General features: G+C 29.5%; 27 protein-coding genes. 1 reads left to right on the top strand and 26 read right to left on the bottom strand.

Annotation, left to right across the window (positions count from 1 at the left end):
• Nucleotides 1–32: 32 nt before the first annotated feature.
• The 6 genes from OW729_RS12920 to OW729_RS12895 form a co-directional block, all read right to left on the bottom strand.
• A complete protein-coding gene (locus OW729_RS12920) occupies nucleotides 33–458 on the bottom strand; it encodes a chemotaxis protein CheW (RefSeq protein ID WP_268061941.1) in 426 nt (141 codons plus the stop codon).
• A gap of 17 nt (nucleotides 459–475) precedes the next feature.
• Nucleotides 476–1,234, bottom strand: a complete 759-nt coding sequence (locus tag OW729_RS12915) for a methyl-accepting chemotaxis protein (RefSeq protein WP_268061940.1) — start codon at nucleotides 1,232–1,234, stop codon at nucleotides 476–478.
• 17 nt (nucleotides 1,235–1,251) lie between these two features.
• Entirely contained in the window at nucleotides 1,252–2,769 is a 1,518-nt protein-coding gene (locus OW729_RS12910; RefSeq protein ID WP_268061939.1) for a PDC sensor domain-containing protein, read from the bottom strand.
• Between the two features lie 233 nt (nucleotides 2,770–3,002).
• Entirely contained in the window at nucleotides 3,003–3,953 is a 951-nt protein-coding gene (locus OW729_RS12905; RefSeq protein ID WP_268061938.1) for a polysaccharide deacetylase family protein, read from the bottom strand.
• 481 nt (nucleotides 3,954–4,434) lie between these two features.
• Nucleotides 4,435–4,794: a hypothetical protein gene (locus tag OW729_RS12900; RefSeq protein ID WP_268061937.1), complete on the bottom strand. Its 360-nt coding sequence runs from the start codon at nucleotides 4,792–4,794 to the stop codon at nucleotides 4,435–4,437.
• Nucleotides 4,795–5,213: 419 nt separating this feature from the next.
• Complete coding sequence (locus OW729_RS12895; protein ID WP_268061936.1) at nucleotides 5,214–5,687, bottom strand: staygreen family protein; 474 nt, start codon at nucleotides 5,685–5,687, stop codon at nucleotides 5,214–5,216.
• A gap of 254 nt (nucleotides 5,688–5,941) precedes the next feature.
• Here OW729_RS12895 and OW729_RS12890 point away from each other — a divergent pair, with 254 nt between their 5' ends.
• Nucleotides 5,942–6,310 (top strand): YraN family protein, encoded by a 369-nt coding sequence (locus tag OW729_RS12890; RefSeq protein ID WP_268061935.1) that lies wholly within the window; start codon nucleotides 5,942–5,944, stop codon nucleotides 6,308–6,310.
• Nucleotides 6,311–6,381: 71 nt separating this feature from the next.
• Here the strand turns inward: OW729_RS12890 and OW729_RS12885 are convergent, their stop codons facing one another.
• From OW729_RS12885 to pta, 20 genes are all read right to left on the bottom strand, one after another.
• The gene (locus OW729_RS12885) at nucleotides 6,382–7,236 is read right to left on the bottom strand and encodes a ribonuclease HII (protein WP_407647678.1); all 855 of its coding nucleotides are present in this window, start codon (nucleotides 7,234–7,236) and stop codon (nucleotides 6,382–6,384) included.
• Complete coding sequence (gene ylqF, locus OW729_RS12880) at nucleotides 7,187–8,029, bottom strand: ribosome biogenesis GTPase YlqF (RefSeq protein WP_268061934.1); 843 nt, start codon at nucleotides 8,027–8,029, stop codon at nucleotides 7,187–7,189. Before ylqF ends, OW729_RS12885 begins: the two co-directional genes overlap by 50 nt.
• A 154-nt stretch (nucleotides 8,030–8,183) precedes the next feature.
• A complete protein-coding gene (gene rplS, locus OW729_RS12875; protein ID WP_268061933.1) occupies nucleotides 8,184–8,531 on the bottom strand; it encodes a 50S ribosomal protein L19 in 348 nt (115 codons plus the stop codon).
• 273 nt (nucleotides 8,532–8,804) lie between these two features.
• On the bottom strand, nucleotides 8,805–9,512 hold the full coding sequence (gene trmD / locus OW729_RS12870) for a tRNA (guanosine(37)-N1)-methyltransferase TrmD (protein WP_407647677.1): 708 nt from the start codon (nucleotides 9,510–9,512) through the stop codon (nucleotides 8,805–8,807).
• Nucleotides 9,509–9,997: a ribosome maturation factor RimM gene (rimM, locus tag OW729_RS12865; RefSeq protein ID WP_268061931.1), complete on the bottom strand. Its 489-nt coding sequence runs from the start codon at nucleotides 9,995–9,997 to the stop codon at nucleotides 9,509–9,511. Before rimM ends, trmD begins: the two co-directional genes overlap by 4 nt.
• A 78-nt stretch (nucleotides 9,998–10,075) precedes the next feature.
• A complete protein-coding gene (locus OW729_RS12860) occupies nucleotides 10,076–10,303 on the bottom strand; it encodes a KH domain-containing protein (protein WP_268061930.1) in 228 nt (75 codons plus the stop codon).
• 19 nt (nucleotides 10,304–10,322) lie between these two features.
• Nucleotides 10,323–10,580: a 30S ribosomal protein S16 gene (gene rpsP, locus OW729_RS12855; protein WP_268061929.1), complete on the bottom strand. Its 258-nt coding sequence runs from the start codon at nucleotides 10,578–10,580 to the stop codon at nucleotides 10,323–10,325.
• Between the two features lie 30 nt (nucleotides 10,581–10,610).
• Complete coding sequence (gene ffh, locus OW729_RS12850) at nucleotides 10,611–11,963, bottom strand: signal recognition particle protein (protein WP_268061928.1); 1,353 nt, start codon at nucleotides 11,961–11,963, stop codon at nucleotides 10,611–10,613.
• 10 nt (nucleotides 11,964–11,973) lie between these two features.
• A complete protein-coding gene (locus tag OW729_RS12845) occupies nucleotides 11,974–12,321 on the bottom strand; it encodes a putative DNA-binding protein (protein ID WP_268061927.1) in 348 nt (115 codons plus the stop codon).
• 83 nt (nucleotides 12,322–12,404) lie between these two features.
• Nucleotides 12,405–13,322 (bottom strand): signal recognition particle-docking protein FtsY, encoded by a 918-nt coding sequence (gene ftsY / locus OW729_RS12840; RefSeq protein ID WP_268061926.1) that lies wholly within the window; start codon nucleotides 13,320–13,322, stop codon nucleotides 12,405–12,407.
• A 262-nt stretch (nucleotides 13,323–13,584) separates the two neighbouring features.
• Nucleotides 13,585–17,142: a chromosome segregation protein SMC gene (smc, locus tag OW729_RS12835; RefSeq protein ID WP_268061925.1), complete on the bottom strand. Its 3,558-nt coding sequence runs from the start codon at nucleotides 17,140–17,142 to the stop codon at nucleotides 13,585–13,587.
• A 333-nt stretch (nucleotides 17,143–17,475) separates the two neighbouring features.
• Nucleotides 17,476–17,736: a stage V sporulation protein S gene (locus OW729_RS12830; RefSeq protein ID WP_268061924.1), complete on the bottom strand. Its 261-nt coding sequence runs from the start codon at nucleotides 17,734–17,736 to the stop codon at nucleotides 17,476–17,478.
• A 77-nt stretch (nucleotides 17,737–17,813) separates the two neighbouring features.
• Complete coding sequence (locus OW729_RS12825) at nucleotides 17,814–18,887, bottom strand: elongator complex protein 3 (protein WP_268061923.1); 1,074 nt, start codon at nucleotides 18,885–18,887, stop codon at nucleotides 17,814–17,816.
• The gene (rnc, locus tag OW729_RS12820) at nucleotides 18,880–19,587 is read right to left on the bottom strand and encodes a ribonuclease III (RefSeq protein WP_268061922.1); all 708 of its coding nucleotides are present in this window, start codon (nucleotides 19,585–19,587) and stop codon (nucleotides 18,880–18,882) included. The genes OW729_RS12825 and rnc overlap by 8 nt, the downstream gene beginning before the upstream one ends.
• Before the next feature lie 63 nt (nucleotides 19,588–19,650).
• Nucleotides 19,651–19,884, bottom strand: coding sequence for an acyl carrier protein (acpP, locus tag OW729_RS12815; protein ID WP_268061921.1), 234 nt, complete (start codon nucleotides 19,882–19,884; stop codon nucleotides 19,651–19,653).
• Between the two features lie 90 nt (nucleotides 19,885–19,974).
• Entirely contained in the window at nucleotides 19,975–20,973 is a 999-nt protein-coding gene (plsX, locus tag OW729_RS12810; protein WP_268061920.1) for a phosphate acyltransferase PlsX, read from the bottom strand.
• Between the two features lie 651 nt (nucleotides 20,974–21,624).
• Nucleotides 21,625–21,807 carry a 50S ribosomal protein L32 gene (rpmF, locus tag OW729_RS12805; protein WP_268061919.1) on the bottom strand — a complete coding sequence of 61 codons (183 nt, stop codon included), beginning with the start codon at nucleotides 21,805–21,807 and terminating at the stop codon, nucleotides 21,625–21,627.
• Nucleotides 21,808–21,825: 18 nt separating this feature from the next.
• Nucleotides 21,826–22,323, bottom strand: coding sequence for a YceD family protein (locus OW729_RS12800; RefSeq protein ID WP_268061918.1), 498 nt, complete (start codon nucleotides 22,321–22,323; stop codon nucleotides 21,826–21,828).
• Nucleotides 22,324–22,453: 130 nt separating this feature from the next.
• The gene (locus tag OW729_RS12795) at nucleotides 22,454–23,647 is read right to left on the bottom strand and encodes an acetate kinase (RefSeq protein ID WP_268061917.1); all 1,194 of its coding nucleotides are present in this window, start codon (nucleotides 23,645–23,647) and stop codon (nucleotides 22,454–22,456) included.
• A 49-nt stretch (nucleotides 23,648–23,696) separates the two neighbouring features.
• The gene (gene pta, locus OW729_RS12790; RefSeq protein WP_268061916.1) at nucleotides 23,697–24,698 is read right to left on the bottom strand and encodes a phosphate acetyltransferase; all 1,002 of its coding nucleotides are present in this window, start codon (nucleotides 24,696–24,698) and stop codon (nucleotides 23,697–23,699) included.
• Between the last annotated feature and the right edge of the window lie 21 nt (nucleotides 24,699–24,719).

Raw genomic sequence — 24,719 nt, 5'->3', positions numbered from 1 at the left:
TTAGTCAAAATAATTTATGACCTTTAAGGTATTTAACTTGTTAATATACTGTACACGTCCAAAATAAATATTAACCTATTACCTTTGTCTCCAACCTTTTTTATGTATTCACAATTATTTTTAACTTCTTCTGGTGGATCATATAATTCCTCTTCTACAAAAGATATAACATTATCTATACTATCCACTAAAATACCAATTGCCTTCCCCTCAATTCTTATAATAATTATCCTAGATTGCTTATCTATCGCCTTTTCCTCTAATCCTAATCGTTTTCTTAAATTTATTATAGGTACAACTTCCCCTCTCAAATTTATTATGCCTTCTATGTAATTTGGTACTCTTGGAATAGCTGTTATTTTTATTTCCTTTAACCTATCAACTTCATATATTTGCATTATATCTATAGCATATTCCTCATCCTTAAGACTAAAAACTACATATTGTTTTTCATCCATCAATACTTCCTCCATAATTATTCAATCTTAAAGATAGATACTGTCTCAATTAATTTATTCGCTCTATTAGCCATATTATCTGCTGTAGTTGACAATTCCTCCGCACCTGTAGCAACTTCACTTGCTGAATCGCTTACATTTTCTGATGTTGCTAATATTTCCTCACTACTTGATGATTGTTCTTCTGACACACTTGCTAATTGTTGAATTAAACCATTAACTCTTTCAACTTCTAACGCCATCTCACCTGCTGATGCAGATTGTTCTTCCACCAATGCTGAAGCTTGTATGCTTAATTCATTTACTTTTTCAATGGAATTCATTATAGATTTGCTAAATTTAGATTGTTCCAATGTAATTTTAGCAATTTCATTTATTGATTCAGTAGTCTTTTTAATAGCTTCAAATATGTTATCCAAGGAATTACCTGTATCTTTTACTAAATTAACTCCCTTTCCTACTTGATTAGCCCCATTTTCAGTAGTAGCAATAGCATATTTTACTTCCTGCTGAATTTGTTTAATCAATTTTGTAATATCCTTTGTAGCTTCTCCGGATTTTTCAGCCAAACTACCAACAGCTCCAGCCACCACTGCAAATCCTTTCCCATGCTCTCCAGCTCTAGCAGCTTCAATAGATGCATTTAGCGCCAAAAGGTTTGTTTGTTCAGCTATATCATCAATAACTTCAATAATATCTCCAATTTGAACTGCTACATTTCCCAAGCCTTTTATCACTTCTGTCAAATTATCTACTACATAAATTACATTATCCATTTCTTTAATAGTACTGTTTACAATAACTTAACTCTTCCTTCTTTAGCTAAGTCCTCAGTTTTTAACGCTTCATCATTTGCTTTGCTAGAGTTACTTGCTACCATCTCTATAGAAGCATCCATCTCCTGTAAAGACTTTGTAACTTCAATCATCATTGCCGCCGTTTCTTCTACCTTCTTAGACATTTCAGTAGAACTTTTACTCATTTCACCAGTAGAACATGAAATATTATTAACATTTTCAGAAATACTAGAAATACTTTCTGAAGCCTCAACAATAGATGTACTCATCTCATTAATAGTAGCAGTTAATTCCTCTGATGAGGAGCTTTGATTTTCTGCTGCTGCTGCCATTTCTGAAGCTGATTCTCCAACAATTTTTGAAGATGCCTCAACATCTTTTGCAGTACTTAACACCTCTATTACTGCATTTTGTTGACCTGCTAACATAGCATTAAAACTATTTGATAACTGTCCTATTTCATCATCTAATTTAATTTCACTTCTAACAGTTAGGTCTCCTTCTTTTGCTTTGCCCATTAATACCATAAGACTTTTAATTGGATTAGTGATTTTTTTAGATACTACAATTGCAACTAATGCACCGATTATGATTGCAATTATTGAAATAGCTATAGTTTTATTTCTAATATTTATGGCCCCTACCATATATTCTTTAACTGGAATATTTATAGCCACAGACCAACTTTCGAAAGGCTTATATGCCACATATTTTTCTACTCCAGAATACTCATAAACTCCATCTCCCTCTTTATCTGCCAACATTGATTTTAATATATTAGTTAATCCTGAATTATCTTTATAAGTCTCTACCATATTTTCTTTTAATATCTTATCTTTATCAGGATGATATAAAACTAAACCGTTTTCATCCACCATAAAAGCATACCCTGATTCGCCTGATTTTACTTGTGCCAATAAATTAGTTATAGACTCAAATTTTATACTTGCAACAATAACCCCTTTTACTTTGCCATCTTGACTTTTTATAGGACAACTATAATTTATTTCTGGTTTATTAGACACCTTAGATGTGAGAACTCCACTCCAAGTTGGATTGCCAGAAATACTTTCTTTAAAATAATCTCTATCTAATATATTTATTCCCTTACTATTATTTGAATCTAGTATAATATTCCCTTTATTATCCGCAAGAAAAATTCCCGAAGTCATATCTGAAGCGGATTTCTGATAATCTAATATTAACTTTTTAACATTTCCTTCTACAGTAGCCTCTACTTTGCCAATATTGTAACTCTCTAAAAATGATTCTATTTGTGACAAATTGGCTATTAAATTTACTTGTTCTTTTATTTGTGATGTTTTCATATTCAAATCGTTTACAGCAGAATCTAAAGTGATTTTTATTTTACTTTCCGCTTCTGTTTGTAAAGATTTTTTTGCACCATCGTAAGAGAAATAACCTAAAACTATTACGGGTATAATGATTAAAGCAAGAAAATAACCAGTTAATTTTCCCATAAGATTTAATTTAAATTTTTTGATGTTTTTCATATTTGCCCCTCCATATTTCTTGTTTTAATATGTAATATTATGTAAGATTATAGTAATAAATGAATTGCTTAGTTAATATTCAATAAAAATATTAAAATTCCTTCATTTTTTGATGTTTTTTTCTGTATTCATAAATTTTTTATTAATTTTTTCCTAATTTTAGAATATATTTTAATTTAATGATTTAAATTTACAAAAATATCCTAATTTTATGATGATTATGCTCGGCAAACCTACTTTCTAATATTTAATCCCTGCATTGACATGCCAGGGAACATCCTCACTCTAGTTAGTGTATATAATCCATCCGATTGTTTAGCATACCCAGGTTTAGTGGTAAAACCCATTTTATATCCTGCAGATTTACATGCTTTTATAGTATCCGCATTATACTTTCCTGAAGGATAACATATGAAATCTACGTTTTTATTCAATAATTTGCTTATAGCCTCTTTAGACCGTATTAATTCATTCAATTGCTTTTGATATGAAAGACCACTTAATTCGTAATGTGAAGCCGTATGGCTCTGGAAGTCTATATTATTATCATACATCTCTCTAATTTGATTTTCCTTAAGGGCATAAGGTTGACCAATTGTATCAGATATCAAAAATATAGTAGCTTTAAATTTATATTTCTTTAATATCGGATAGGCCTCAGTATAATTATCAACGTAACCATCATCGAAAGTTAATGCAACAGACTTAAAAGGTATATTTTTACCTGTAGTAATCATTGAATATATTTCATCTAAAAATAAAGGAGTAAATCCATTATCCTTTAACCATTTAATCTGCTTATCAAACTCTTGTGGTGTAATTATTAAATTATTTCTACTTTTAACATTTATTGAATGGTACATTAATACAGGTATTTTAACTGTTGCTGCATTCAAATCTCGTTTTGATAATGTCTCCTGTTTTTTTATATTTTTATCAACATTAGAGACATTGCTATTATCCTCCTCAAGAAATTCTGATTTCTGTTCTATTTTTTCTACTTCTTTTACAGGTTTGTAGTTTTCATATTTAATATTAGAATTTTTATCAGCTGTTGACTGCTTATTCTCCGCTGGAGAATTTAGCTTATAAGTATCATTAGCTCTAAAATAGGAGATTAGCAGAACGGCGGAAATCAATGCAGCAAACACAGATAGTATTTTTTTTGTTTTTAAATTATTCATCGTATCACCCCAATAAGTAATAATATTTAATATTCTTATAAATTTGGTTTATTTATAATACCTTCTTAACCTAAAATATACCTTAGACCTTACTTAGTTTTGCATTGCGACTATCTTTTAATATATTTTATATTATTTTTATAAATTTTACAAATTTTACAAAAATAAAAAATATCCCTAGGATTTCTCCCAGGGTTTATATTAAAGCTCTTTTATTAATCCTATTAACTAAAAATGACTTCTTCTATATTATTAGAATTAAAATACTCTAATTACCTTAATTCTATATAGTTTGGATATTTCAGATTACAGCACTTATTATCCTGTTCACTTCCGATACACTTCACTTAACATACTATAAAAATTGCTAAATTAATTATTCAATCTTATATTACCAACCTCCTATTTAAACACAGCTTAATTTATATTTTTTACTTTTAAACTATTTACATTATCAAATTTATATTTGTTTTAAAAAGGATTATTTTTTAAATGATTCATCTTTTTTCTCTACCTTTTGTACTATCTCTTCACTATATTCTTCTATATCCTTTTTATCTACTCTTACATTTCTTATAGCAAAATCATATCCACCAGTTGCTGTAAATGTAATTAACATGGCATTTATAATCATCAAATATAGATTACTAAAAGAAAAAGTATGAGTTAATAAGCCACATATTATCATATTTACCAATGCTACTATAAAGGTAAAATATTTAGTAGGAATTTTCTTTATTATAGGTGTACCTTTAAAAAATTGTACTATAAGCATAGTAACAATTATCGTTCCTAAAAAAGTAGATACATACTCTATTGTTAAGAAATTTTCGAATATCATACAATCCTCCTATTTTAATATCTGAGAAAATTGCATAATTCCATAAAATAAAACTTGCATTACGTATTTCAAATTTTTAATTATGCAATTTCCTCATCTAGCTATTTTCTCTGATTTATAACTATGATTTAATAACTATTTAACCTATATGATATCTATTATTATTTTACTATTTCTTTTGTTACCTTAATATAAATCTATTTAATCTATTTAATTTATTTAACTATGTTTTAAATTATACAAAATCAACAATTCACTAAAACATAGTCTAAAATAAATAGGTCCTTAAAAACTTAATTTTAAATACGAAACTATTTTGTACTTATTTTGTTATAGTGTGGCTGTCGCATTAAGAAATTTACATACAATATACTGTTTTAAAAGTTTAAATTGAACACAATATATTGTAGAATTTATTATTAGTGCGACAGCTCCAAACACTTATAGTCTTTTATAGTTCCCCAATATTCAATCCTTCTTAATTGAGAATGTTTAGAATTAAAGCATACAAAAACAGGTGCATTATCTAATTCCCGATGGATTCTAAAAAAAATTTTTTCTTCATATATAATAGTTCTTAATGCTATAGGAAGCTTTTCAATAAAATTTTTATTTCTTTCTTCTGAAATAGCTAGTCCACCTTTTCCGTCTACATGGACATACACATAAAAAATATACTTCTTTTTTAAAAATCTCCATTTACATAAAATCTCATTTCTGCTTGAAGTAAACCTATCAGATGCATATTTCCGTCCAATAGTTAAGAAAGGTTTCCCTTCAGCATTGTTACTCAACACATAATACCTAGGTATAGTAGGTTCACTAGCCCTAATTCCTTTTCTAAATTCAACATATATATTATCCAATCTTATGTCTGATTCTACTTTGTGCAAAACTGTCACTCCATTCAAAATCAAAACTTAATTTTTTGCTCTAAATGACTACTTAATTTAACATAATAGTCTTCTATAATAATATTATGATTTATATATTAAAATTGAAACTAAACTATGACTTTATTTATATTTTAAACTTTGAATTATGATTTAATTTATATATTTTCATATGATTTTGCGCTTCTTTTGAATATAAGGAGATCTGATTGACAATAATCTAAGATATATTGAGATTTAGGAGTTGAAATTTATTGGGCCATTATAATAAAAAAATAGGATCATATGGAGAATCTCTAGCTGAATCTTATCTAAAAAACATGGGATATCAAATATTAGAAAAAAATTTCATGTGTTACCATAAGGAAATAGATATTATAGCTTATCTTCCTAAAAATAATTGTATTTGTTTTATTGAAGTAAAAAGTAGATTTTCAAATAAGTACGGAACCCCCTCTGAAGCTGTTACATACAAAAAAATTATTAATTTAAACAGTGCAGCTAAATTCTATATCTCTAAAAATAAGCTAGAGAAATATAACTTTAGATTTGATATAATAGAAATTATGTTTAACAATATAGACACTAACTATAATCTTCAACATATAAAAAATGCTTTTTAAGTATAAATTATACTAAAAAGCATTTTTTATAATGTGCTATATGAAAATATATTTTTCATACCAAAATTAGCTCATATTATATTCAATATATTTTTCAAGAAACTTTTTCTGTGTATTGGGGTACATCCATACTTCTTAATTGCCTCTATATGTTCTTTAGTTCCATACCCTACATTTTTTTCAAACGCATACTTAGGATATAATTCAGCATACTTTTTCATAATATTATCCCTATAGACTTTTGCTATTATAGATGCACAAGCAATGCTTGCACTTTTGGCATCTCCCTTTATTATATATTCATTAGGGTATATACAATTCTTTATTGCATATCCATCTGATAGTACCAAATCAGGCTTTACTGAACTCCCTTCGCAGGCTCTTTTTAGTACTTCATTGTTACACCAAGCTATTCCTTTAGTATCTATTTTATTATTATCAATTTCAATAATAGAATAAGATATTGCTCTTTCTTTAATTAAGGTATCAAGTTCTTCTCTCAACTGAGCAGATATTTTTTTAGAATCATTTATGTGCAAGATTAACTCTTCGCTACTCTTGTAATTTAAGTCCAATACAACAGCAGCAGCTACTATAGGTCCTGCTAGAGGCCCTCTTCCTACTTCATCTACTCCTATAATGTAGCCATCTTTAAGAAAATTTCTATCTTTTTCATACATACCCTTCACTCTATTAATCTCTTTTTCTCTTGCCTTTATAGTCTTTTCTACGCTTTCACTCAACTTTTGAACTGTCTTTCTACTATCCTTATTAAGTAAATTCATAATTAGATTATAATCACAATTTTTTTTCTTTAACAACAAAGATACGTACTTCTTTACTTCTCCTGCTTTCATATCTTTAAAGTTAATATTGTTAAGGTCTTTCAAGTGATATTGCTCCAAGTTTACCACCCCTAAATTCATCTAAAATTAAAACAGCAACTCTATTGTAGTCAATATTTCCTTTAGATACTACCGCTCCTCTTTTTCTAGCTATGTTTTCCATATTTTCTAAAGCTTCACTGCTTATAGAACTTAATTTATATCTTTCAATTAATCTTTCTGGATAACGTTCTTGTAACCTCTCAATTAATCTTAAAGCTAAAGTTTCAATATCCATTATTTCATCTTTTATAGCTCCTGTAAAAGCTAAATTCAATCCTACTATATCATCTTCAAATTTAGGCCATAAAACTCCTGGAGTATCCAAAAGCTCTATACCTATACTTGTTTTTATCCATTGTTTGCTTCTTGTAACCCCTGGTTTATCGCCAACTTTTGCTCTACTATTTTTAGCCATTCTATTAATAAACGAGGACTTTCCTACATTAGGTATACCAACAACCATTACTCTCGTAACTATATTAGCAATACCTTTATTCTTTAATTTATCATGCTTTTCTTTTAAAAGCTCTTCTAATAAAGGTTTTATACTATTTAAGCCTTTACCAGTTAAACTATTAACAGTTGTAACTTTCACTGAATCTCTTGATAAATTTTTTATCCACTGTTTTGTAACGCCTTCCTCAGCTAAATCACTTTTATTTAATAATATTATCCTTGGCTTACCTGCACATATTTCATCTATATCAGGATTACTACTTGACTTAACTATTCTTGAATCTCTAATTTCAATCACTGCATCCACAAATTTAAGGTTTTCTTTAATCTCTCTTCTTGTTTTCGCCATATGACCTGGGAACCAATTGATTGCCATATTCTACAAAACCTCCTAAATATATAATTATTATTTCCATATAAAATAATATATAATTAGTTTTTATTGAAATTAAAACTAATTATACTTCTAATTCCAATTAATTATATTTAATGTATATAAATAAAAAAAGGGACTCTCAAGTCCCTATTTTTTATTTGATTAATTCTTTTACTTTTGCTGCCTTACCTACTCTATCTCTTAAGTAGAATAATTTAGCTCTTCTTACTTTACCTCTTCTAACTACTGTGATTTTATCAAGCATTGGAGAGTTTACAGGGAATGTTCTTTCAACACCAGTACCATAAGCTACTCTTCTTACAGTAAATGTTTCTCTTGATCCACCATTTTGTCTTTTTATTACTGTTCCTTCGAAAGCTTGAATTCTTTCTTTGTTTCCTTCAGTAATTCTTACATCCACTCTTACAGTGTCTCCAACTTTAAAATCTACCATATCTTTTTTAATTTGTTCTGCTTCAATTTCTTTTATTATATCTAACATGTGCTTTCCCTCCTTATAATTTTTTTTGACGTTCGTATCTAATATGTATTCGACAGATAGAGGACCGCCCGTACTAGCACGAAGCTTATTTTACCATAAATACATATGTATTTCAATAATATTTTATATTATTTAATTTTAAACACCTAAAGTAATCTAAAATTAATTTATATTCTCTTATTATCTTTCTCTTGCACTCGAACACTAATACCCCAATCCCCAATGGATTTAATCTAACAATCACTATATTCTATATTAAAATTTATATGATTTTTATTTTTGTAAAAGTTTTTTATCTTCCTTAGATAACTTTAATTTGTTAAATAAATCTGGTCTTCTATTTTTTGTAATTAAAAGAGATTGTGTTCTTCTCCATTTTCTTATATTCTCATGATGGCCTGAAAGCAAAATTTCTGGCACTTTTTCTCCTTCAAAAGATTCAGGCCTTGTATATTGAGGATATTCTAATACCCCATTATAAAAAGATTCTTCCATATAGCTCTCTTCAGAAGATAGCACTCCAGGAATTAATCTACAAATACTATCTACAATAGGTATACATGCCATTTCTCCACCAGTTAATACAAAATCCCCAAGAGATATTTCCATATCTATATACTTATATACCCTCTCATCAATGCCTTCATAATGTCCACATAAAAATATCAGTTCATTCTCTTGAGCTAGTTTTTTAGCTATATCCTGGTTAAATTTTTTACCTCTAGGTCCTAAAAAAATAACCTTACCTTTATTATATTGTTTCAAATTCTTTATAGAATCTACTATGGGCTGAGGTGTCATAACCATACCAGCTCCCCCACCATAAGGATAATCATCAACTTTTTTGTGTTTATTCAATGAATAATCTCTTATATTATGGGCTGTTATTTTTATAATATCATTGTTTATTGCTTTTCCTATTATACTGTGATTAAAAATCTCAAACATCTCAGGAAATAGCGTTAAAATATCTATCTTCATTGCCATACATCCACAGGTTTTATTATTATTTTTTTGTTATTTATATCTATATTAAGTATTATATCCTTAAGTGCTGGAATTAAAACTTCATTCTCTCCTTTTACCCAATACACATCGTTACTTCCTGTATATATAATCTCATCTACTTTTCCTAATTTTTTTCCTGTTTCTTCATACACTTCACAGTCAATAATATCTACAGCAAAATAAGTATCCTTAGGAAGTTTTATTGCGTTTTCCCTTTTCACTTGAATAAGTTTGTTTTTTAATCTTTCCGCATCGTCCATAGAATCTATGCCTTCAATTTTTAGTATAACCTTATCTGGTTGAAATTTGCATCCAATTACTTTTATTTCTTCCCCATCTATATAAGCTTCTTTAAGTTTTTTAAATCTTTTAACATCATCGGTAGTTGATTTTACTTTAACTTCTCCTCTAACACCATGAGTATTTATTATTTTACCTACAGTTAAAAACTGTTCCATAAATTCTATACTCCTTTTATTATATATTTAAAAGAGTTAGGAATCCCTAACTCTTCTTATAGTTTAAAATATAATGGACTAAATTATTTCTACAACAACTCTTTTATTTTCTTTTACAGCTGCTGCTTTAACAACAGTTCTTATAGCTTTTGCTATTCTTCCCTGTTTTCCAATTACTTTGCCCATGTCTTCTGGGGATACTTTTAATTCAAGTATTATGGACTGTTCCCCAACAATCTCATTAACACTAACCATGTCTGGGTCATCAACTAATGACTTAGCTATTACTTCTAGCAAATCTTTCATCTACTACACCCCCAGCCTACTATTTAGAAAGTTTTTCGCTTATTCCTGCTTTATCAAAAAGCTTCTTAACTACATCTGTTGGTTGCGCACCATTTTGTACCCATTTAACAGCCTTTTCTTCATCTATTTTTATAGTTTTTGGTTCAGAAACTGGATTATAGTAACCTATTTCTTCAATGAATCTTCCGTCTCTTGGAGATCTTGAATCCGCAACAACAACTCTGTAAAATGGAGCTTTTTTAGCACCCATTCTTCTTAATCTTATTTTTACTGCCATGTATTTCACCTCCTTAAATCCAAATATCTATTACATGAATGGAAATTTTCCAAACATACCCTTTTTGAGAGATTTCTGCTGTCCTTTCATTTGCTTCATCATCTTTTTCATCATCTGAAAATCTTTTAGAAGTTTATTAACTTGTTGGACATTAGTACCTGATCCTTTAGCAATCCTTCTTTTCCTTGATGGAGAACTACTCACTAAATCTGGATTTTTTCTTTCTTTTGCTGTCATGGAGTCAATAATAGCTTCTATTCTTTTCATTTCTTTTTCTCCCTGACTAAGATCCACTCTATCAAGTTGCTTTGTATTAACACCAGGTATCATTTCAACTAATTTAGACATAGGCCCTAATTTTTTCATTTGAGCCATTGACTCTTTAAAGTCTTCTAAATTAAATTCCATACTCATCATTTTGCTTCCAAGCTCTTGCGCTTTTTTCTCATCAATAGCTTCTTGTGCTTTTTCTATTAATGACAATACATCGCCCATTCCTAATATTCTAGAAGCCATTCTATCTGGATAAAAAACCTCAAGATCATTCATTTTCTCTCCAAGACCAACAAACTTGATTGGCTTGCCAGTTACAGCTTTAATAGATAAGGCAGCACCACCTCTAGTGTCACCATCTAATTTAGTAAGTACAACACCTGTTATATCTAATTTATCATTAAAGCTTTGAGCAACATTTACTGCATCTTGACCTGTCATCGAGTCAACAACCAGTAATATTTCATTTGGTTCTACACTTTCTTTAATGTCATGAAGTTCATCCATTAAGTTTTCATCTATATGAAGTCTACCTGCTGTATCTATTATAACTACATTTAAGTCATTGCTTTGAGCATGTTCTATAGCTGCTTTAGCAATATCAACAGGATTTACCTTATCACCCATAGAAAATACAGGTATATCTATTTGCTTTCCTACAACCTGAAGTTGTTTTATCGCTGCCGGTCTATAAACATCACAAGCAACCAGCAAAGGTTTTTTATTCCTCTTTTTTAAGTGAAGAGCTAATTTACCAGCTAAAGTAGTTTTACCAGCACCTTGAAGACCTGCTAACATTATTACAGTAGTTCCTTTCTGAGAAAATTCAACCTTACTTTCTTCATTTCCCATAAGTTCTTTCAACTCTTCATTAACTATCTTTATAACTTGTTGTCCAGGAGTTAAACTCTCCATAACCTCTTTTCCAAGGCACTTTTCTCCTGCACTTTTAACAAAGTCTTTTACTATTTTATAGTTAACATCTGCCTCAAGTAAAGCTAACTTTACTTCTCTCATAGCAGCTTTTATGTCTTTTTCAGATAGCTTTCCTTTACCTTTTAACTTTTTTAATGTTTCCTGAAGCTTTGATGCTAATCCTTCAAACGCCATCTTAAACCTCCTAAATAGAATCACTAATATAATTACTTAAATTTTCTAAAGCTACCTCTATATCTTTGTCTTCAACCTTATCTTTAATTACATCTATTTCTTTCATTACATGTTTTTTTACTTTTATTATATTATTAATTCTTTCCACTAATTTCAGCTTATTTTCGTAATCAAAAAGTATTTTAGTACATCTCTTTATAATATCGTATATCGCCTGTCTACTAGTTTTCGTAAGCTCTGAAATTTCAGCCAAAGACAAATCTTCATTAAAATAAAGCTCCATAATATCTCTTTGCTTTTGTGTTAATAATTCTTTGTAATAATCTAATAAAATAGATAATTTTATTCTATCTTCCATGTAATCACCAACTCACAAATATGATAATAACAAAATTTTAAAAAGGTGTCAAGTATTTTTACTTAACACCTAATTTTTTTTTTTTAGAAAAGAGCTTCAACAAAATCTTCTGCCTTAAATTCTTGTAAATCTTCTATACCTTCTCCTACACCTATAAGTTTAACTGGAATATCTAGCTGATGCTTTATTGCTATAACTACTCCACCTTTAGCTGTACCATCTAACTTAGTCAAAACAATACCATCTATAGGACAAACTTCTGTAAATTGTTTAGCTTGTTGAAGAGCATTTTGACCTGTAGTGCCATCAAGGACTAGTAGAATTTCTTTACTAGCTTCACTATACTCTCTGTCTATTATCCTATTTATTTTTTCAAGCTCATTCATTAGATTTTTTTTGTTATGAAGTCTCCCTGCTGTATCACATATTAAAACATCTGCTTTTCTTGCTTTTGAAGCCTGAATAGCATCAAAAACTACTGCCCCTGGATCTGAACCTTCTTGATGTCTTATTATATCTACTGCTGCCCTATTACTCCAAACCTCTAGCTGTTCTATAGCTGCCGCTCTAAAAGTATCTGCTGCTGCCATTATAACTTTGTATCCATCTTGCTTTAATTTTGATGATATTTTACCTATAGATGTAGTTTTACCGGCTCCATTAACCCCTATAACTAACATTACATGTGGAGTATTTTCAGGCTTTATGCCCTCCTTTTCCACTCCCTCACTTAAAACTTCTACTAGTACTTCTTTTAAGCAAGAATATACCTCCTTAGGATCTCGAATCTTTTTTTCCTTTACCTTATCTTTTACTCTATCAATAATTTCTATTGAAGTCTCTACTCCCACATCTGCAGTTATCAAAATCTCTTCTAATTCTTCATAAAGTTCATCATCAATTTTAACTGCCAAATTAAGTACTTCTGATACTCTGTCTGTTAAATTGTCTTTAGTTTTCGAAAGACCATTTTTTAATTTTTCAAATAAGTTTCCTAACATACATTCATCTCCTTAATAAAAATACGTATATTTTTAACCTTATTTATCCGATGTCTAGTCTACCTCCACCAATGCCTCAATGACACTCTGCAAAAGCAATTCACGCCAAATCAAATATTTGGGTTATCTGCTTTGAAGATAAGTAGAGCTATGACCCTGGATAATTGTTTCTCCTAAAAGATAACGACTTCTAAGGAGAAAATTCCTAAGAATTCTATTAATACCTTCAGTGAAGTTTAAAATTCCACTGAAGCTAATACCCCTATTTATTCAGATCTACTGAAACTATTTTAGATACCCCTTTTTCCTCCATTGTAACTCCATACAGAATATCACTAGCTTCCATGCTTCCTTTTCTATGAGTTATTGTTATAAACTGAGTATTATCTGAGAACTTTTTAAGAAATTCAGCATACCTAGTTACATTAGAATCATCTAAGGCTGCTTCTATCTCATCAAGTATACAAAAAGGTGTTGGTTTCATTTTTAATATAGCAAATAATAATGCAATAGCAGACAATCCTTTTTCTCCTCCAGACATTAAATTTATATTCTGAAGTTTTTTACCTGGAGGCTGTACATTTATATCTATATTTGCACTTAATTCATCTCCTTCTCCTAGTATTAAGTCTGCATTTCCTCCTTTGAATAATTCTATAAATGTTTCATTAAAATTCTTTCTAAGCTTTGCAAAATTTTCTCTGAATACCTCTTTCATTTTGTCAGTCATTTCACTAACAACACTTTCAAGTTCTTCTTTCGCCTTAATAAGATCTTCTTTTTGAGTTTTCATAAAGTCATATTTCTGAGCTAGATCCTTATATTCCTCAATTGCTCCTAAGTTGACTACTCCTAATTTTGAAATCTCATCTTTATAAAATCCTATATCTCTCTTACATTCATCAATACTAATATCATGTATTTTAAATTCTAAAGCTTCTGCATAAGTTAACTTCATTTCATCATTTAGTTTAGTATACAAATTCTCTTTTTCAACTTCATGTCTAGCCAATAATACTTGGCTATTATTTTTTATACGCTCATTTTTATCATATTTTGCACTAATTTCTTCTAATTCTTCTGTAAGCTTTTTTATGCTTTCTTTTATTTTTATGAGTATTATTTCACTTTCTTTAAACTTTTCTTCTAAATTATATATCAAGCCATTAATTTCTTCTACTTTTGTATTATTATTTTTAATTTTTGATTCTGTATCATTTAAAGTTTGATTCCAATCACTTTTTTCTTTATTTAAAATACTAATTTCTTCAATTATTCCTTCAATCTCTTCTTCTATCCTTTTAATATTATTATCTATATTTAAAATATTCTCATCAAACTTCGCATTTTTTATTCTTAGTGAAGTTATAACTTCGCCCTTATCTTTAATATTTTCTTTTTGACTTTCTAATTTTTTTTCTAAAACTACTATTTTCTTGTTATTGTCTTCCTCTTTCTTTGTTAAGTCTTGAAAATTTTTATTCTTACTTTCTAAATCTATATTGCTTTGATTAATTGTTTCTTTAATTAATATTATTTCATTATTAGCTACTTCTAAATCTCTCTTTAATTTTTCTGTTTCATTATTAATAGCATTAATTTTTTCATTAATTTTAGTTTTTTCGATATTTTCATAATGTATCTCATCTTTTAAATTTAGGCAAGTATCATCCATATTTTTTATGTTTTCTCTTCTATCATTAATATTAATAGTCAATTCTTTTATTAATTTATCAATTTCCTTTATCTTAAAAGAATTTTCTTCTATTTCTCTTTTTCTACTTATTATACTTGCACCTTTATGATATATACTTCCTCCAGTCAGAGCTCCTCCTACATTTAGAACTTCCCCTTCTAATGTAACAATTCTAATACTATATCCACTTTCTTTAGCAATCTTTAGAGCACTGTCCATATTCTCTACAATGACAGTTTTCCCTAGAGCATATTCTATAGCATTTTTGTATTTAAAATCATATTGAATAAGCTCACTAGCCACACCAATATACCCTTTTAGTGATTTTATCTTTTCTGATATGGAATTTTTCTTGCCTTTTACTATGTTTAATGGTAGAAATGTTGCCCTACCTAAGTGATTTTTCTTTAAGTATAAAATAAGTTCTTTGGCAATATCTTCATTATCAGTAATAATATTTGAAATAGCTCCTCCTAAAGCTATCTCAATAGCAGTTTCAAATCTTTTTTCAACTTTTATAATTTCTCCAAGAACACATGTTTTATCTTTAACTTTAGGAATTTGATTTTTGTCTATGTGCTGCATTAAATTCTTAACAGCTTTATTATATCCTTCATACTGCTTTTCCAAGTTTATTAATGCATTACAATTAGCCTCTAATTTATTATACTGGTTTATAGCTTCCTTACGTTTAACTTCACTACTATTCAAACTCCTATTTTCAAGTACAATAGCTTTTTTATATTCCTTAATAGTTTCTTCATACTCATTTATTTTATTTTGAATATTAAAAATTTCTTTTTCTAAAATATCTTTCGTTGTATAATTTATCTTAATTGAATTTACATATGTACTACTTGTATCTTTACATTCTGTTAATTTATTATTTAAAGAATTAATGTCATTTTGTAAAATTACCAATTCATTCTTATTTCTTGTTATATCACTTATCAATTGCACTTGATAATCTTTGGATTTTCTTAGTAAGATATCCTCTTCCTCAATAGTTTTATTGTATTCACTTATTTCTTTTTCTAAACTAGTTATCTTTTCTTTTATATCAAGATGTTGACTTTTTAAATCCTCTAAAGATAGTTCTTCATTTTCCTTTTGGTCTTTTAGTAATTTCTGTTTTACTTGTAATTGTTCTATTGATTTAGAGGTTTTCTTTACAGACTCTTCAATATTTTTAATTCTCTCTTTAAAAAGTTCAATCTCAGAAAGCAGATTTTGACTTTCCGCTTTACTATCATAATATTTTTTACGTTCATCACTATTTTCTATTTCAAACTTCTCTAATTCTTCATTTGTTGAAGATAACTTCTGCTTAATCCTATCTTTTTCATTGCATAAATCTCTTATTGTAATGTCATTTTTTTCTATATCATTCTTTAAAGAATTTATTTTTTCTTCAACATTATCTATATTGTATAAAATTAATGTTGCTTCCTTATCTTTTAAGCTATTTGATAGTTCTAGAAATTTTTCTGCTTTTTTATTTTCTATCCTTAAAGGCTCTAATCTATCCTCATAAGTACTAAAAATATCCGTTATCCTTTGAATATTTTGTTCTGTATTTGAAAGCTTCTTCTCCGCTTCTTCCTTTCTAGTTTTAAACTTTACAATACCTGCCGCTTCCTCTAAAAGACTTCTTCTTTCTTCTGGCTTTCCACTGAGAACAGCTTCTATCTTACCTTGTCCTATAATAGAATATCCTTCTTTACCAATACCCGTATCCATGAAGAGTTCTTGAATATCTTTTAATCTACACCGAGTATTATTTAAATAATACTCACTTTCTCCAGACCTAAAAATCCTTCTAGTTATAGTCACGTCATTATAGTCTATAGGAAGATCACCCTCACTATTATCTAATACTAATGTTACTTGAGCAAGTCCAACTGGCTTTCTATACTGAGTACCTGCAAAAATAACATCTTGCATTTTACCTCCTCTTAGATTTTTAACGCTCTGTTCCCCTAGAACCCACTTAACAGCATCTGAAATATTACTTTTGCCACTGCCATTAGGCCCTACTACTGCAGTAATTCCTTTCTTAAAAGAAAGCTCTGTTTTATCTGCAAAGGATTTAAAGCCTCTTATTTCAAGTGACTTCAAAAACATATTTATCTCTCCTATTATAATAATATTTAGTATAAATAGATTTCTTGACTTCAGATGGAGTTTTAAACTCTACCTGAGGCGTAGAAAACATTATCCGGGGTCGTGCCATTCTAATATCACCTCTTAAAAATAGAAGTATTAGAATGGTTAGACATCGCATCAATTTAATTAAATAATTTAATGCATTTTAGATATACACTTATATAATTTTATAGTATATATAGATAAATATCAATTATAACTAAAAGAACAACTCATTTACTATACTAAAATTTAATCATTAAAAATCTTTTCTTTTATAAAAATAAAAAACCGTGCGTAGCACGGCCTTGTTTATCTAGGTTCCACTATAAATTTTATGGCTGTTCTTTCTTCTCCATCTATAGATATTTGAGAAAATGCCGGGATAACAACTAAGTCTATTCCATTTGGTGCTACAAATCCTCTTGTAATAGCTAAAGCTTTAACTGCTTGATTTACTGCGCCTGCTCCTACTGCCTGAACTTCAACAATTCCACATTCTCTTAATACGGCTGCAAGTGCCCCTGCTACTGATTTTGGTTGAGATTGAGCTGATACCTTTAATACTTCCATTTTAAATCCTCCCTACAAAATTTGTTATTACATATTTTTGCATGTCTTATAGGGAATATATTCTATATATATTTAAATTATCCTTCTTTGTATTTATTTTTCAAATAATCTTTAACTGATATATTTTTACACATATTGTTATAAAATAACAACATTTCTCCTCGTTCAATATCTGATTTTTGTTGAACAATAGCTTTTTTTGGTGATATTTTAGATTCCATGTCTTTAAAAATTTTTTTCTTGTAAGCATATACCTTAGATAGATCCTTATTATTTATGTAAATTATAAAATCATCACAATTTTCATTTTGAATTTCTTCAAGAATTATATCATTATATATACTTCCTTCAACCAATTCTCTAAAAGCTGGATGGAAAGGGCCTGCAATAAGGTCTTTTCCCCAGTTTATTTCCTCTGTAGGTTGAAGTCCTATTCTTATGACATTAACATCATTAGCTACAAACATAGAATACACTTCTTTACTAATTTCTACTGCTTCTTCTAAAGTATAAGGACAATAAGTCCCGTAATTGTACATTTTTTCCATAGGAGTGTCTTTTATTACCAAGCTAGGATAAATTCTCGCTATGTCAGGGTTTAATTTTATAATATTTTTTGTGGTCTCTATATCCTTTTTAAAATCATCGCCTGGAAGCCCCAGCATTATTTGATGGCCTAATATAAACCCGTACTCCTTTATCATATGAGATGCTCTTATAACATCCTCTACAGTGTGACCTCTCCCTGATTTTAAAAGAACTTCATCATCTAGCGATTGAATCCCAAGTTCTATTATATCTGTAGAATATGCTTTTAAGTTTTCTAATATATCCTGATTAATATAATCTGGTCTAGTAGATAAGTGTATATAATCAATTTTCCCCTGATCCTTGTACATTTTAGCAACTGCCAGCAATTCTTTTTGTTTATTAATATCAATAGCCGTAAAAGTTCCTCCAAAAAATGAAACTTCTATAGTAGCATTCTCTTTATTAATAGTTTTTAGATATTCTTCAATAGTATCTTTAACGAACCTTGAATTTACCTTATTCACTTCTCCTGTAATACTATTTTGATTACAAAATACGCAATTGTGCGGACAGCCTTCATGTGGTACAAATATGGGTATTATGTAATGAGACTTACTCATATTTTTCCTCCAAGTTTCCAAGGGCCTCTTTAGCTGCATTTTGTTCAGATTCTTTCTTGCTGTATCCTTCCCCAATACCTTTTACCTCAGAGTTTATAATTAACTCTGTGAAGAATTTTCTTCTGTGTGGGGGACCTTCGTATCTTATCAAGTTATAACTGATAGTATATTCTCCATACTTTTGAATAATTTCCTGTAGTCTTGTTTTGTAATCTATTATTATCTCATCATTATCTGCTTTTTCAATAATATCTTGGAAATTATATATAATAAAGTCTTTTGATTTATCATAACCCTGGTCTAAATATATAGCAGCTATTATAGCTTCTACACAATCAGCTAATATTGATACTCTTGATCTTCCTCCCGTCATTTCTTCACCTTTACTCATGTTTATATATTCCCCTATATCCCATTTTTGTGCAACATTATAAAGGGAATTTCCACATACTATAAGAGCCCTCTTTTTAGTTAAAAATCCTTCTGGCATACTTTCATATTTATTAAATAGATATTCAGAAATACATAGTTGGAGTATAGAATCTCCTAGAAATTCTAATCTTTCATTATAGTCAGTAAACTTATTTTCATTTACACAAGAACTATGTGTTAACGCAGTATCTAATAAATTAATATTCTCAAATTTCACGTTAAGTTTATTTTCTAACTTATTGAGAACACACTTTCTATTTGAATTCATAAAAACAGCTCCCCTATTCTAATAGAAATTTAAAGTCCCGTTAAATACGGGACTTTAAATTTCTTACTCTTCAACATGTGAATTTATATATTCCACAACATCTCCAACTTTTGTTGCTTTTTCAGCATCCTCATCTGGTATTTCAACATCAAATTCTTCTTCTAAAGCCATTATTAGTTCTACTACATCAAGCGAGTCTGCACCTAAGTCGTCTACAAACAATGAATCCATTGTAATTGTATCCTCATCAAGACCAAGTTGGTCTGCTATTATTTTTTTTACTTTATCAAAAATCATTTAATTCACCTCCAATAAAAATTCTACAATATGATAATATTACATAACTTATACATCGTCAATAATATAATACATCTTTTACAGTATATTTTATACCATTTTGTCTTCAATATGTACTTTTATTTTAGTAATCACATCATTTTCATAAAAATTAATTGCTTGCCTTATTGCATTTTTAATAGCCTTACTATCTGAACTACCATGAGCTTTTATACATATCCCATTAACACCTAAAAAAGCTGCTCCACCATATTCACTATAATCATAATCTTTTTTAAATTTTTCAAAAACAGGCTTTAAAAGAACTCCTCCCATTTTTGTTGTAAAAGAAGACATAATTTCTTTTTTTAGTGTAGAAAATATGCTTTGTGCTACACCTTCATACATTTTTAATACCGTATTACCTATAAATCCATCACATACAAGTACATTTACTTTACCTTGTGGTATATCTCTAGGTTCTACATTGCCAACAAAATTCAAATTACACTCTTGTAAAAGCTTATGTGCTTCCTTAGTTAATTCATTTCCTTTTTCTTCTTCAGCACCTATATTTATAAGTCCTACAGAAGGTGTTTTTACTTTTAAAATGTTTTCAAAATAAACCTCTCCCATTTGTGCAAATTGGACTAAATTAATGGGTTTACATTCTGCATTAGCACCACAATCAATTATCATAAAAGGTCCATCTTTACCTGGCATAATTGGAGCAAGTGCAGGTCTATTAACCCCTTTTATTCTTCCAATAATTAATGTAGCTCCTGCTAAAAAAGCACCAGTACTTCCTGCTGATATAACAGCATCTGCTTTCCCATTTTTCACAAGATTAAGTGCTTTGCTAATACTGGAATCCTTTTTTCTACGAACCGCCATTACAGGATGCTCATTATTAGTAATTACTTCATTTGCATTTAGTATAGATATTTTATCAGTATTATATTCATGCTTATTTAATTCTTTACTTATTATGTCCTCTGGTCCTGTAATTATCATCTCAATATTGCTAAGTTCTCTTATAGCTTCAATACAACCCTCTACTACCACAGAAGGAGCATAATCGCCACCCATTCCATCAATTACTATCTTCATAACCCATCCCTCCTTTTATTTATCCGATGTCTAGTCATTCTAATACTCCCCTTTTTTTTAATGGGAGTAAAGATTGTCACGACCCTGGATAACGGTTTCTAGGGAGTAAACTCCTGAGAATCCTGTTTATCCGATGTCTAGTCATTCTAATACTCCCCTTTTTTTAATGGGAGTAAAGATTGTCACGACCCTGGATAACGGTTTCTAGGGAGTAAACTCCTGAGAATCCTGTTTATCCGATGTCTAGTCATTCTAATACTCCCCTTTTTTTTAATGGGGTAAAGATTGTCACGACCCTGGATAACAGCTTCTAGGGAGTAAACTCCTGAGAATCCTGTTTATCCGATGTCTAGTCATTCTAATACTCCCCTTTTTTTAATGGGAGTAAAGATTGTCACGACCCTGGATAACAGCTTCTAGGGAGTAAACTCCTGAGAATCCTGTTTATCCGATGTCTAGTCATTCTAATGCCCCCATTTTTTTAATGAGAGTAAAGATTGTCACGATTCTGGATAACCGTTTCTACCCTTCAGATGTAATAAAAAACTCCACCTAAAATCAAAAAACCTTTTTATATAAATTATAATATAACTTTACTAAAATATAAATTAGTATAATTTAAAAAAAGAAAGTCATACGACTTTCTCTTTTCTAAGCTTCTTTAGCTATTATTTCTTTTCCATTGTAATGTCCACAATTTTTACATACTCTGTGAGCAAGTTTCATTTCATGACATTGTGGGCATTCAACTATTCCTGGTGCACTTAATTTAAATGCTTGAGCTCTTCTTGAGTCTCTTCTAGCTTTTGATGTTTTACTCTTTGGATGTGCCATTCTTTTTCACCTCCTTAGCTAATTAGAAAAAAAATCTTTTAACTTTGCGAGCCTTGGATCTACATCATTCTTTTCGCAATTACACTTAGAATGATTTAAATTTGTGCCGCATACCGGACATAACCCTAAACATTCTTCACTACAAAGTTTTTTAATCGGTAGCGACAAAATCACATTATTTTCAATAATTGGTGAAAAATCTATCTCATCACTCTTCATAGTGATAATGTCGTTCTCTTCATCATTTCCGATTTTTGAAAATTTTTCATGAATCTCAATTTCTACAGGGTAATTAAATTCTTCAAGACACCTAGAACATACAAGTTTTAATGTTGTAACCATAACACCATCAAAACTAATTATATCCCCTATCATGGAAAAAATGCCTTTTATGTTAATCGGCTCAGCAAACTCAATTTCTTCTTGGTCAAATATAATATTTTCGCCTTCAAAAAACATATTTATTTCTTTTTGATTGACTTTTTTCCCTGTTAAATCAGAAATATTGACTAACATAATTACACCTCTATTATTATAAATGGGCTAATAAATTCTATGTTAAACATAGAATTTATTAGCCACAACCTATTATATAAATATGCCTAGAAAAAGTCAAGTATTTTTATACTGTTTGTTATATTCTACTTTATTTCTCAACAATTTCTCTAGTTTCTCTTGCTATCATTAATTCTTCGTTTGTAGGTATAACAACTACTTTAACTTTAGAATCATCAGCACTTATTACTCTTTCTTCGCCTCTTACATTGTTTCTTTCTTTATCTATTCTAGCTCCTATAAAGCCTAATTCATTAACTATTTCTTCTCTAATATCAATTCCATTTTCACCTAATCCTGCTGTGAATACAATGCAATCTACTCCACCCATTACAGCAGTATAAGAACCTATGTATTGAATTACTTTATATTTGAATATTTCTAAAGCTAATTGAGCTCTTTTGTTTCCTTTTGCAGCAGCATCTTCTATATCTCTAAAGTCACTACTTACTCCTGAAACCCCTAAAACTCCTGATTTTTTATTCATTATGTCATTAACTTCTGATTCTGATAAATTTAATTCCTTGATTAAGAATGTAACTATAGCAGGATCTATATCTCCACATCTAGTTCCCATAGTTAATCCAGCAAGAGGAGTGAATCCCATGCTTGTGTCAACACATTTTCCGCCTTTAATAGCTGCTAAACTTGCTCCATTTCCTAAGTGGCAAGTAATTATTCTTAAATCTTCAATATTTTTTCCTAGCATTTCAGCTGCAGCTGCAGATACAAATCTATGAGATGTTCCGTGGAATCCGTATCTTCTTATTGCATGATTTTCATATAACTCATATGGAAGAGAGTATAAGTAAGCTTTTTCTGGCATTGTTTGATGGAAAGCAGTATCAAACACACTTACCATAGGAGTTTTTGGCATTAATTCTTTACATGCATTAATACCTATCATGTTAGGTGGGTTATGAAGTGGTGCTAACTTAGCACATTCTTCTAATTCTTTCATAACTACATCATCTATTAAAACAGAAGTAGCATATTTTTCTCCACCATGAGCTACTCTATGACCAACAGCAGAAATTTCAGACATATCTTTTATAACGCCTTCTTTTTCATCAACTAAAGCTCCTAAAACAAGTTCAATAGCCTTTCTATGATCATTCATAGGCTCTTCTATAACATATTTTCTTCCATTAGCCTTTTGTGTTAAAATAGAACCTTCTATTCCTATTCTTTCAACTAACCCTTTAGCTAAAACACTTTCATCTGTCATATCAATAAGTTGATATTTTAAAGATGAACTCCCACAGTTTATTACTAATATTTTCATGAGTTATCCTCCTAAATTAAATATATTTTAGTTTGCAACAATTATAATATTATATTCCTCTTTGAGCTTGAACTGCAGTTATAGCTACAACATTTACTATATCAGTAGAGCTACATCCTCTTGATAAGTCATTTATAGGTTTAGCAAATCCTTGAGATATAGGTCCTATAGCTTCAGCTTTTGCAAATCTTTGTACTAATTTATATCCTATATTACCTGTTTGCAAGTCTGGGAAAACTAATACATTTGCATTTCCTGCAACAGTACTATTAGGTGCTTTTAATTTAGCAACAGTTGGATCTATAGCAGCATCTAATTGCATCTCACCATCAATTTTTAGGTCTGGTCTGAACTTTTTAGCTATTTCTGTAGCTTTTCTAACCTTTTGAACAAGTTCATGATCAGCACTACCCATAGTTGAGAATGATAACATTGCAACTTTTGCATCTATTCCACATAATTTTTTAGCACTTTCACCTGTTGTTACAGCAATTGAAGCTAATTGTTCAGCTGTAGGACAAGGATTAACTGCACAGTCAGCAAAAACTAATGTTCCATCTTCACCATATTCACAATCTGGAACTTGCATTACAAAGAACCCAGAAACCATTGATGCCCCTGGAGCTGTTTTTACTATTTGTAAACCTGGTCTAAATAAGTCACCTGTTGTATGTATTGCTCCTGAAACTAATCCATCAACTTCTTCTCTTTGAAGCATTATTGTTCCAAAGTAAAGAGGGTCTCTCACTACTTTTAAAGCTTTTTCAAAAGTCATACCTTTATTTTTTCTTATTCTATACAATTCATCCGCATAAACTTCAAGTTTATCAGAAGTTTCAGGATTAATTATTTCTACCCCTGTAATATCTGATCCTAATTGCTTTGCTTTACTCTTTATAACAGCTTCATCACCAAGTAAAACTAACTTAGCTAATGAATTTTTTAAAATTTCCCCTGAAGCAATAAGAGTTCTTTCTTCTTCACCCTCTGGAAGAACTATTGTTTTTACATCTGATTTAGCTATCTCCCAAATTTTTTCCATAAATCCCATGTTAATTTCTCCTTTCAATTT

Origin of the sequence: Clostridium brassicae, assembly GCF_026738875.1 — a bacterium.
GTDB lineage: Bacteria > Bacillota > Clostridia > Clostridiales > Clostridiaceae > Clostridium_H > Clostridium_H brassicae.
The sequence above is the reverse complement of the archived record's forward strand: the minus strand, read 5'-3'. Positions and strand labels throughout refer to the sequence as shown.

Bases quoted from the DNA above. Each gene is read 5' to 3' on its own strand.
- OW729_RS12910 (WP_268061939.1), bottom strand. From the start codon at position 2,769: ATGAAAAACATCAAAAAATTTAAATTAAATCTTATGGGAAAATTAACT.
- rpmF (WP_268061919.1), bottom strand. From the start codon at position 21,807: ATGGCACATCCAAAGAGTAAAACATCAAAAGCTAGAAGAGACTCAAGA.
- OW729_RS12845 (WP_268061927.1), bottom strand. From the start codon at position 12,321: ATGGAAGATAGAATAAAATTATCTATTTTATTAGATTATTACAAAGAA.
- rnc (WP_268061922.1), bottom strand. From the start codon at position 19,587: ATGAATTCAAATAGAAAGTGTGTTCTCAATAAGTTAGAAAATAAACTT.
- ylqF (WP_268061934.1), bottom strand. From the start codon at position 8,029: ATGGCAATCAATTGGTTCCCAGGTCATATGGCGAAAACAAGAAGAGAG.
- OW729_RS12915 (WP_268061940.1), bottom strand. From the start codon at position 1,234: ATGGATAATGTAATTTATGTAGTAGATAATTTGACAGAAGTGATAAAA.
- ffh (WP_268061928.1), bottom strand. From the start codon at position 11,963: ATGGCGTTTGAAGGATTAGCATCAAAGCTTCAGGAAACATTAAAAAAG.
- smc (WP_268061925.1), bottom strand. From the start codon at position 17,142: ATGTTTTTGAAGTCACTTGAAATAAGAGGCTTTAAATCCTTTGCAGAT.
- OW729_RS12795 (WP_268061917.1), bottom strand. From the start codon at position 23,647: ATGAAAATATTAGTAATAAACTGTGGGAGTTCATCTTTAAAATATCAA.
- OW729_RS12920 (WP_268061941.1), bottom strand. From the start codon at position 458: ATGGATGAAAAACAATATGTAGTTTTTAGTCTTAAGGATGAGGAATAT.
- pta (WP_268061916.1), bottom strand. From the start codon at position 24,698: ATGGGATTTATGGAAAAAATTTGGGAGATAGCTAAATCAGATGTAAAA.
- acpP (WP_268061921.1), bottom strand. From the start codon at position 19,884: ATGATTTTTGATAAAGTAAAAAAAATAATAGCAGACCAACTTGGTCTT.
- OW729_RS12905 (WP_268061938.1), bottom strand. From the start codon at position 3,953: ATGAATAATTTAAAAACAAAAAAAATACTATCTGTGTTTGCTGCATTG.
- OW729_RS12825 (WP_268061923.1), bottom strand. From the start codon at position 18,887: ATGAGTAAGTCTCATTACATAATACCCATATTTGTACCACATGAAGGC.
- ftsY (WP_268061926.1), bottom strand. From the start codon at position 13,322: ATGTTAGGAAACTTATTTGAAAAATTAAAAAATGGTCTTTCGAAAACT.
- OW729_RS12800 (WP_268061918.1), bottom strand. From the start codon at position 22,323: ATGTTAGTCAATATTTCTGATTTAACAGGGAAAAAAGTCAATCAAAAA.
- rpsP (WP_268061929.1), bottom strand. From the start codon at position 10,580: ATGGCAGTAAAAATAAGATTAAGAAGAATGGGTGCTAAAAAAGCTCCA.
- OW729_RS12860 (WP_268061930.1), bottom strand. From the start codon at position 10,303: ATGAAAGATTTGCTAGAAGTAATAGCTAAGTCATTAGTTGATGACCCA.
- trmD (WP_407647677.1), bottom strand. From the start codon at position 9,512: ATGAAGATAGATATTTTAACGCTATTTCCTGAGATGTTTGAGATTTTT.
- OW729_RS12900 (WP_268061937.1), bottom strand. From the start codon at position 4,794: ATGATATTCGAAAATTTCTTAACAATAGAGTATGTATCTACTTTTTTA.
- OW729_RS12830 (WP_268061924.1), bottom strand. From the start codon at position 17,736: ATGGAAGTATTAAAGGTATCAGCTCAATCTCAACCAAAATCAGTAGCA.
- rplS (WP_268061933.1), bottom strand. From the start codon at position 8,531: ATGTTAGATATAATAAAAGAAATTGAAGCAGAACAAATTAAAAAAGAT.
- OW729_RS12885 (WP_407647678.1), bottom strand. From the start codon at position 7,236: ATGAATTTAGGGGTGGTAAACTTGGAGCAATATCACTTGAAAGACCTT.
- rimM (WP_268061931.1), bottom strand. From the start codon at position 9,997: ATGGAACAGTTTTTAACTGTAGGTAAAATAATAAATACTCATGGTGTT.
- plsX (WP_268061920.1), bottom strand. From the start codon at position 20,973: ATGAAGATAGTAATTGATGGAATGGGTGGCGATTATGCTCCTTCTGTG.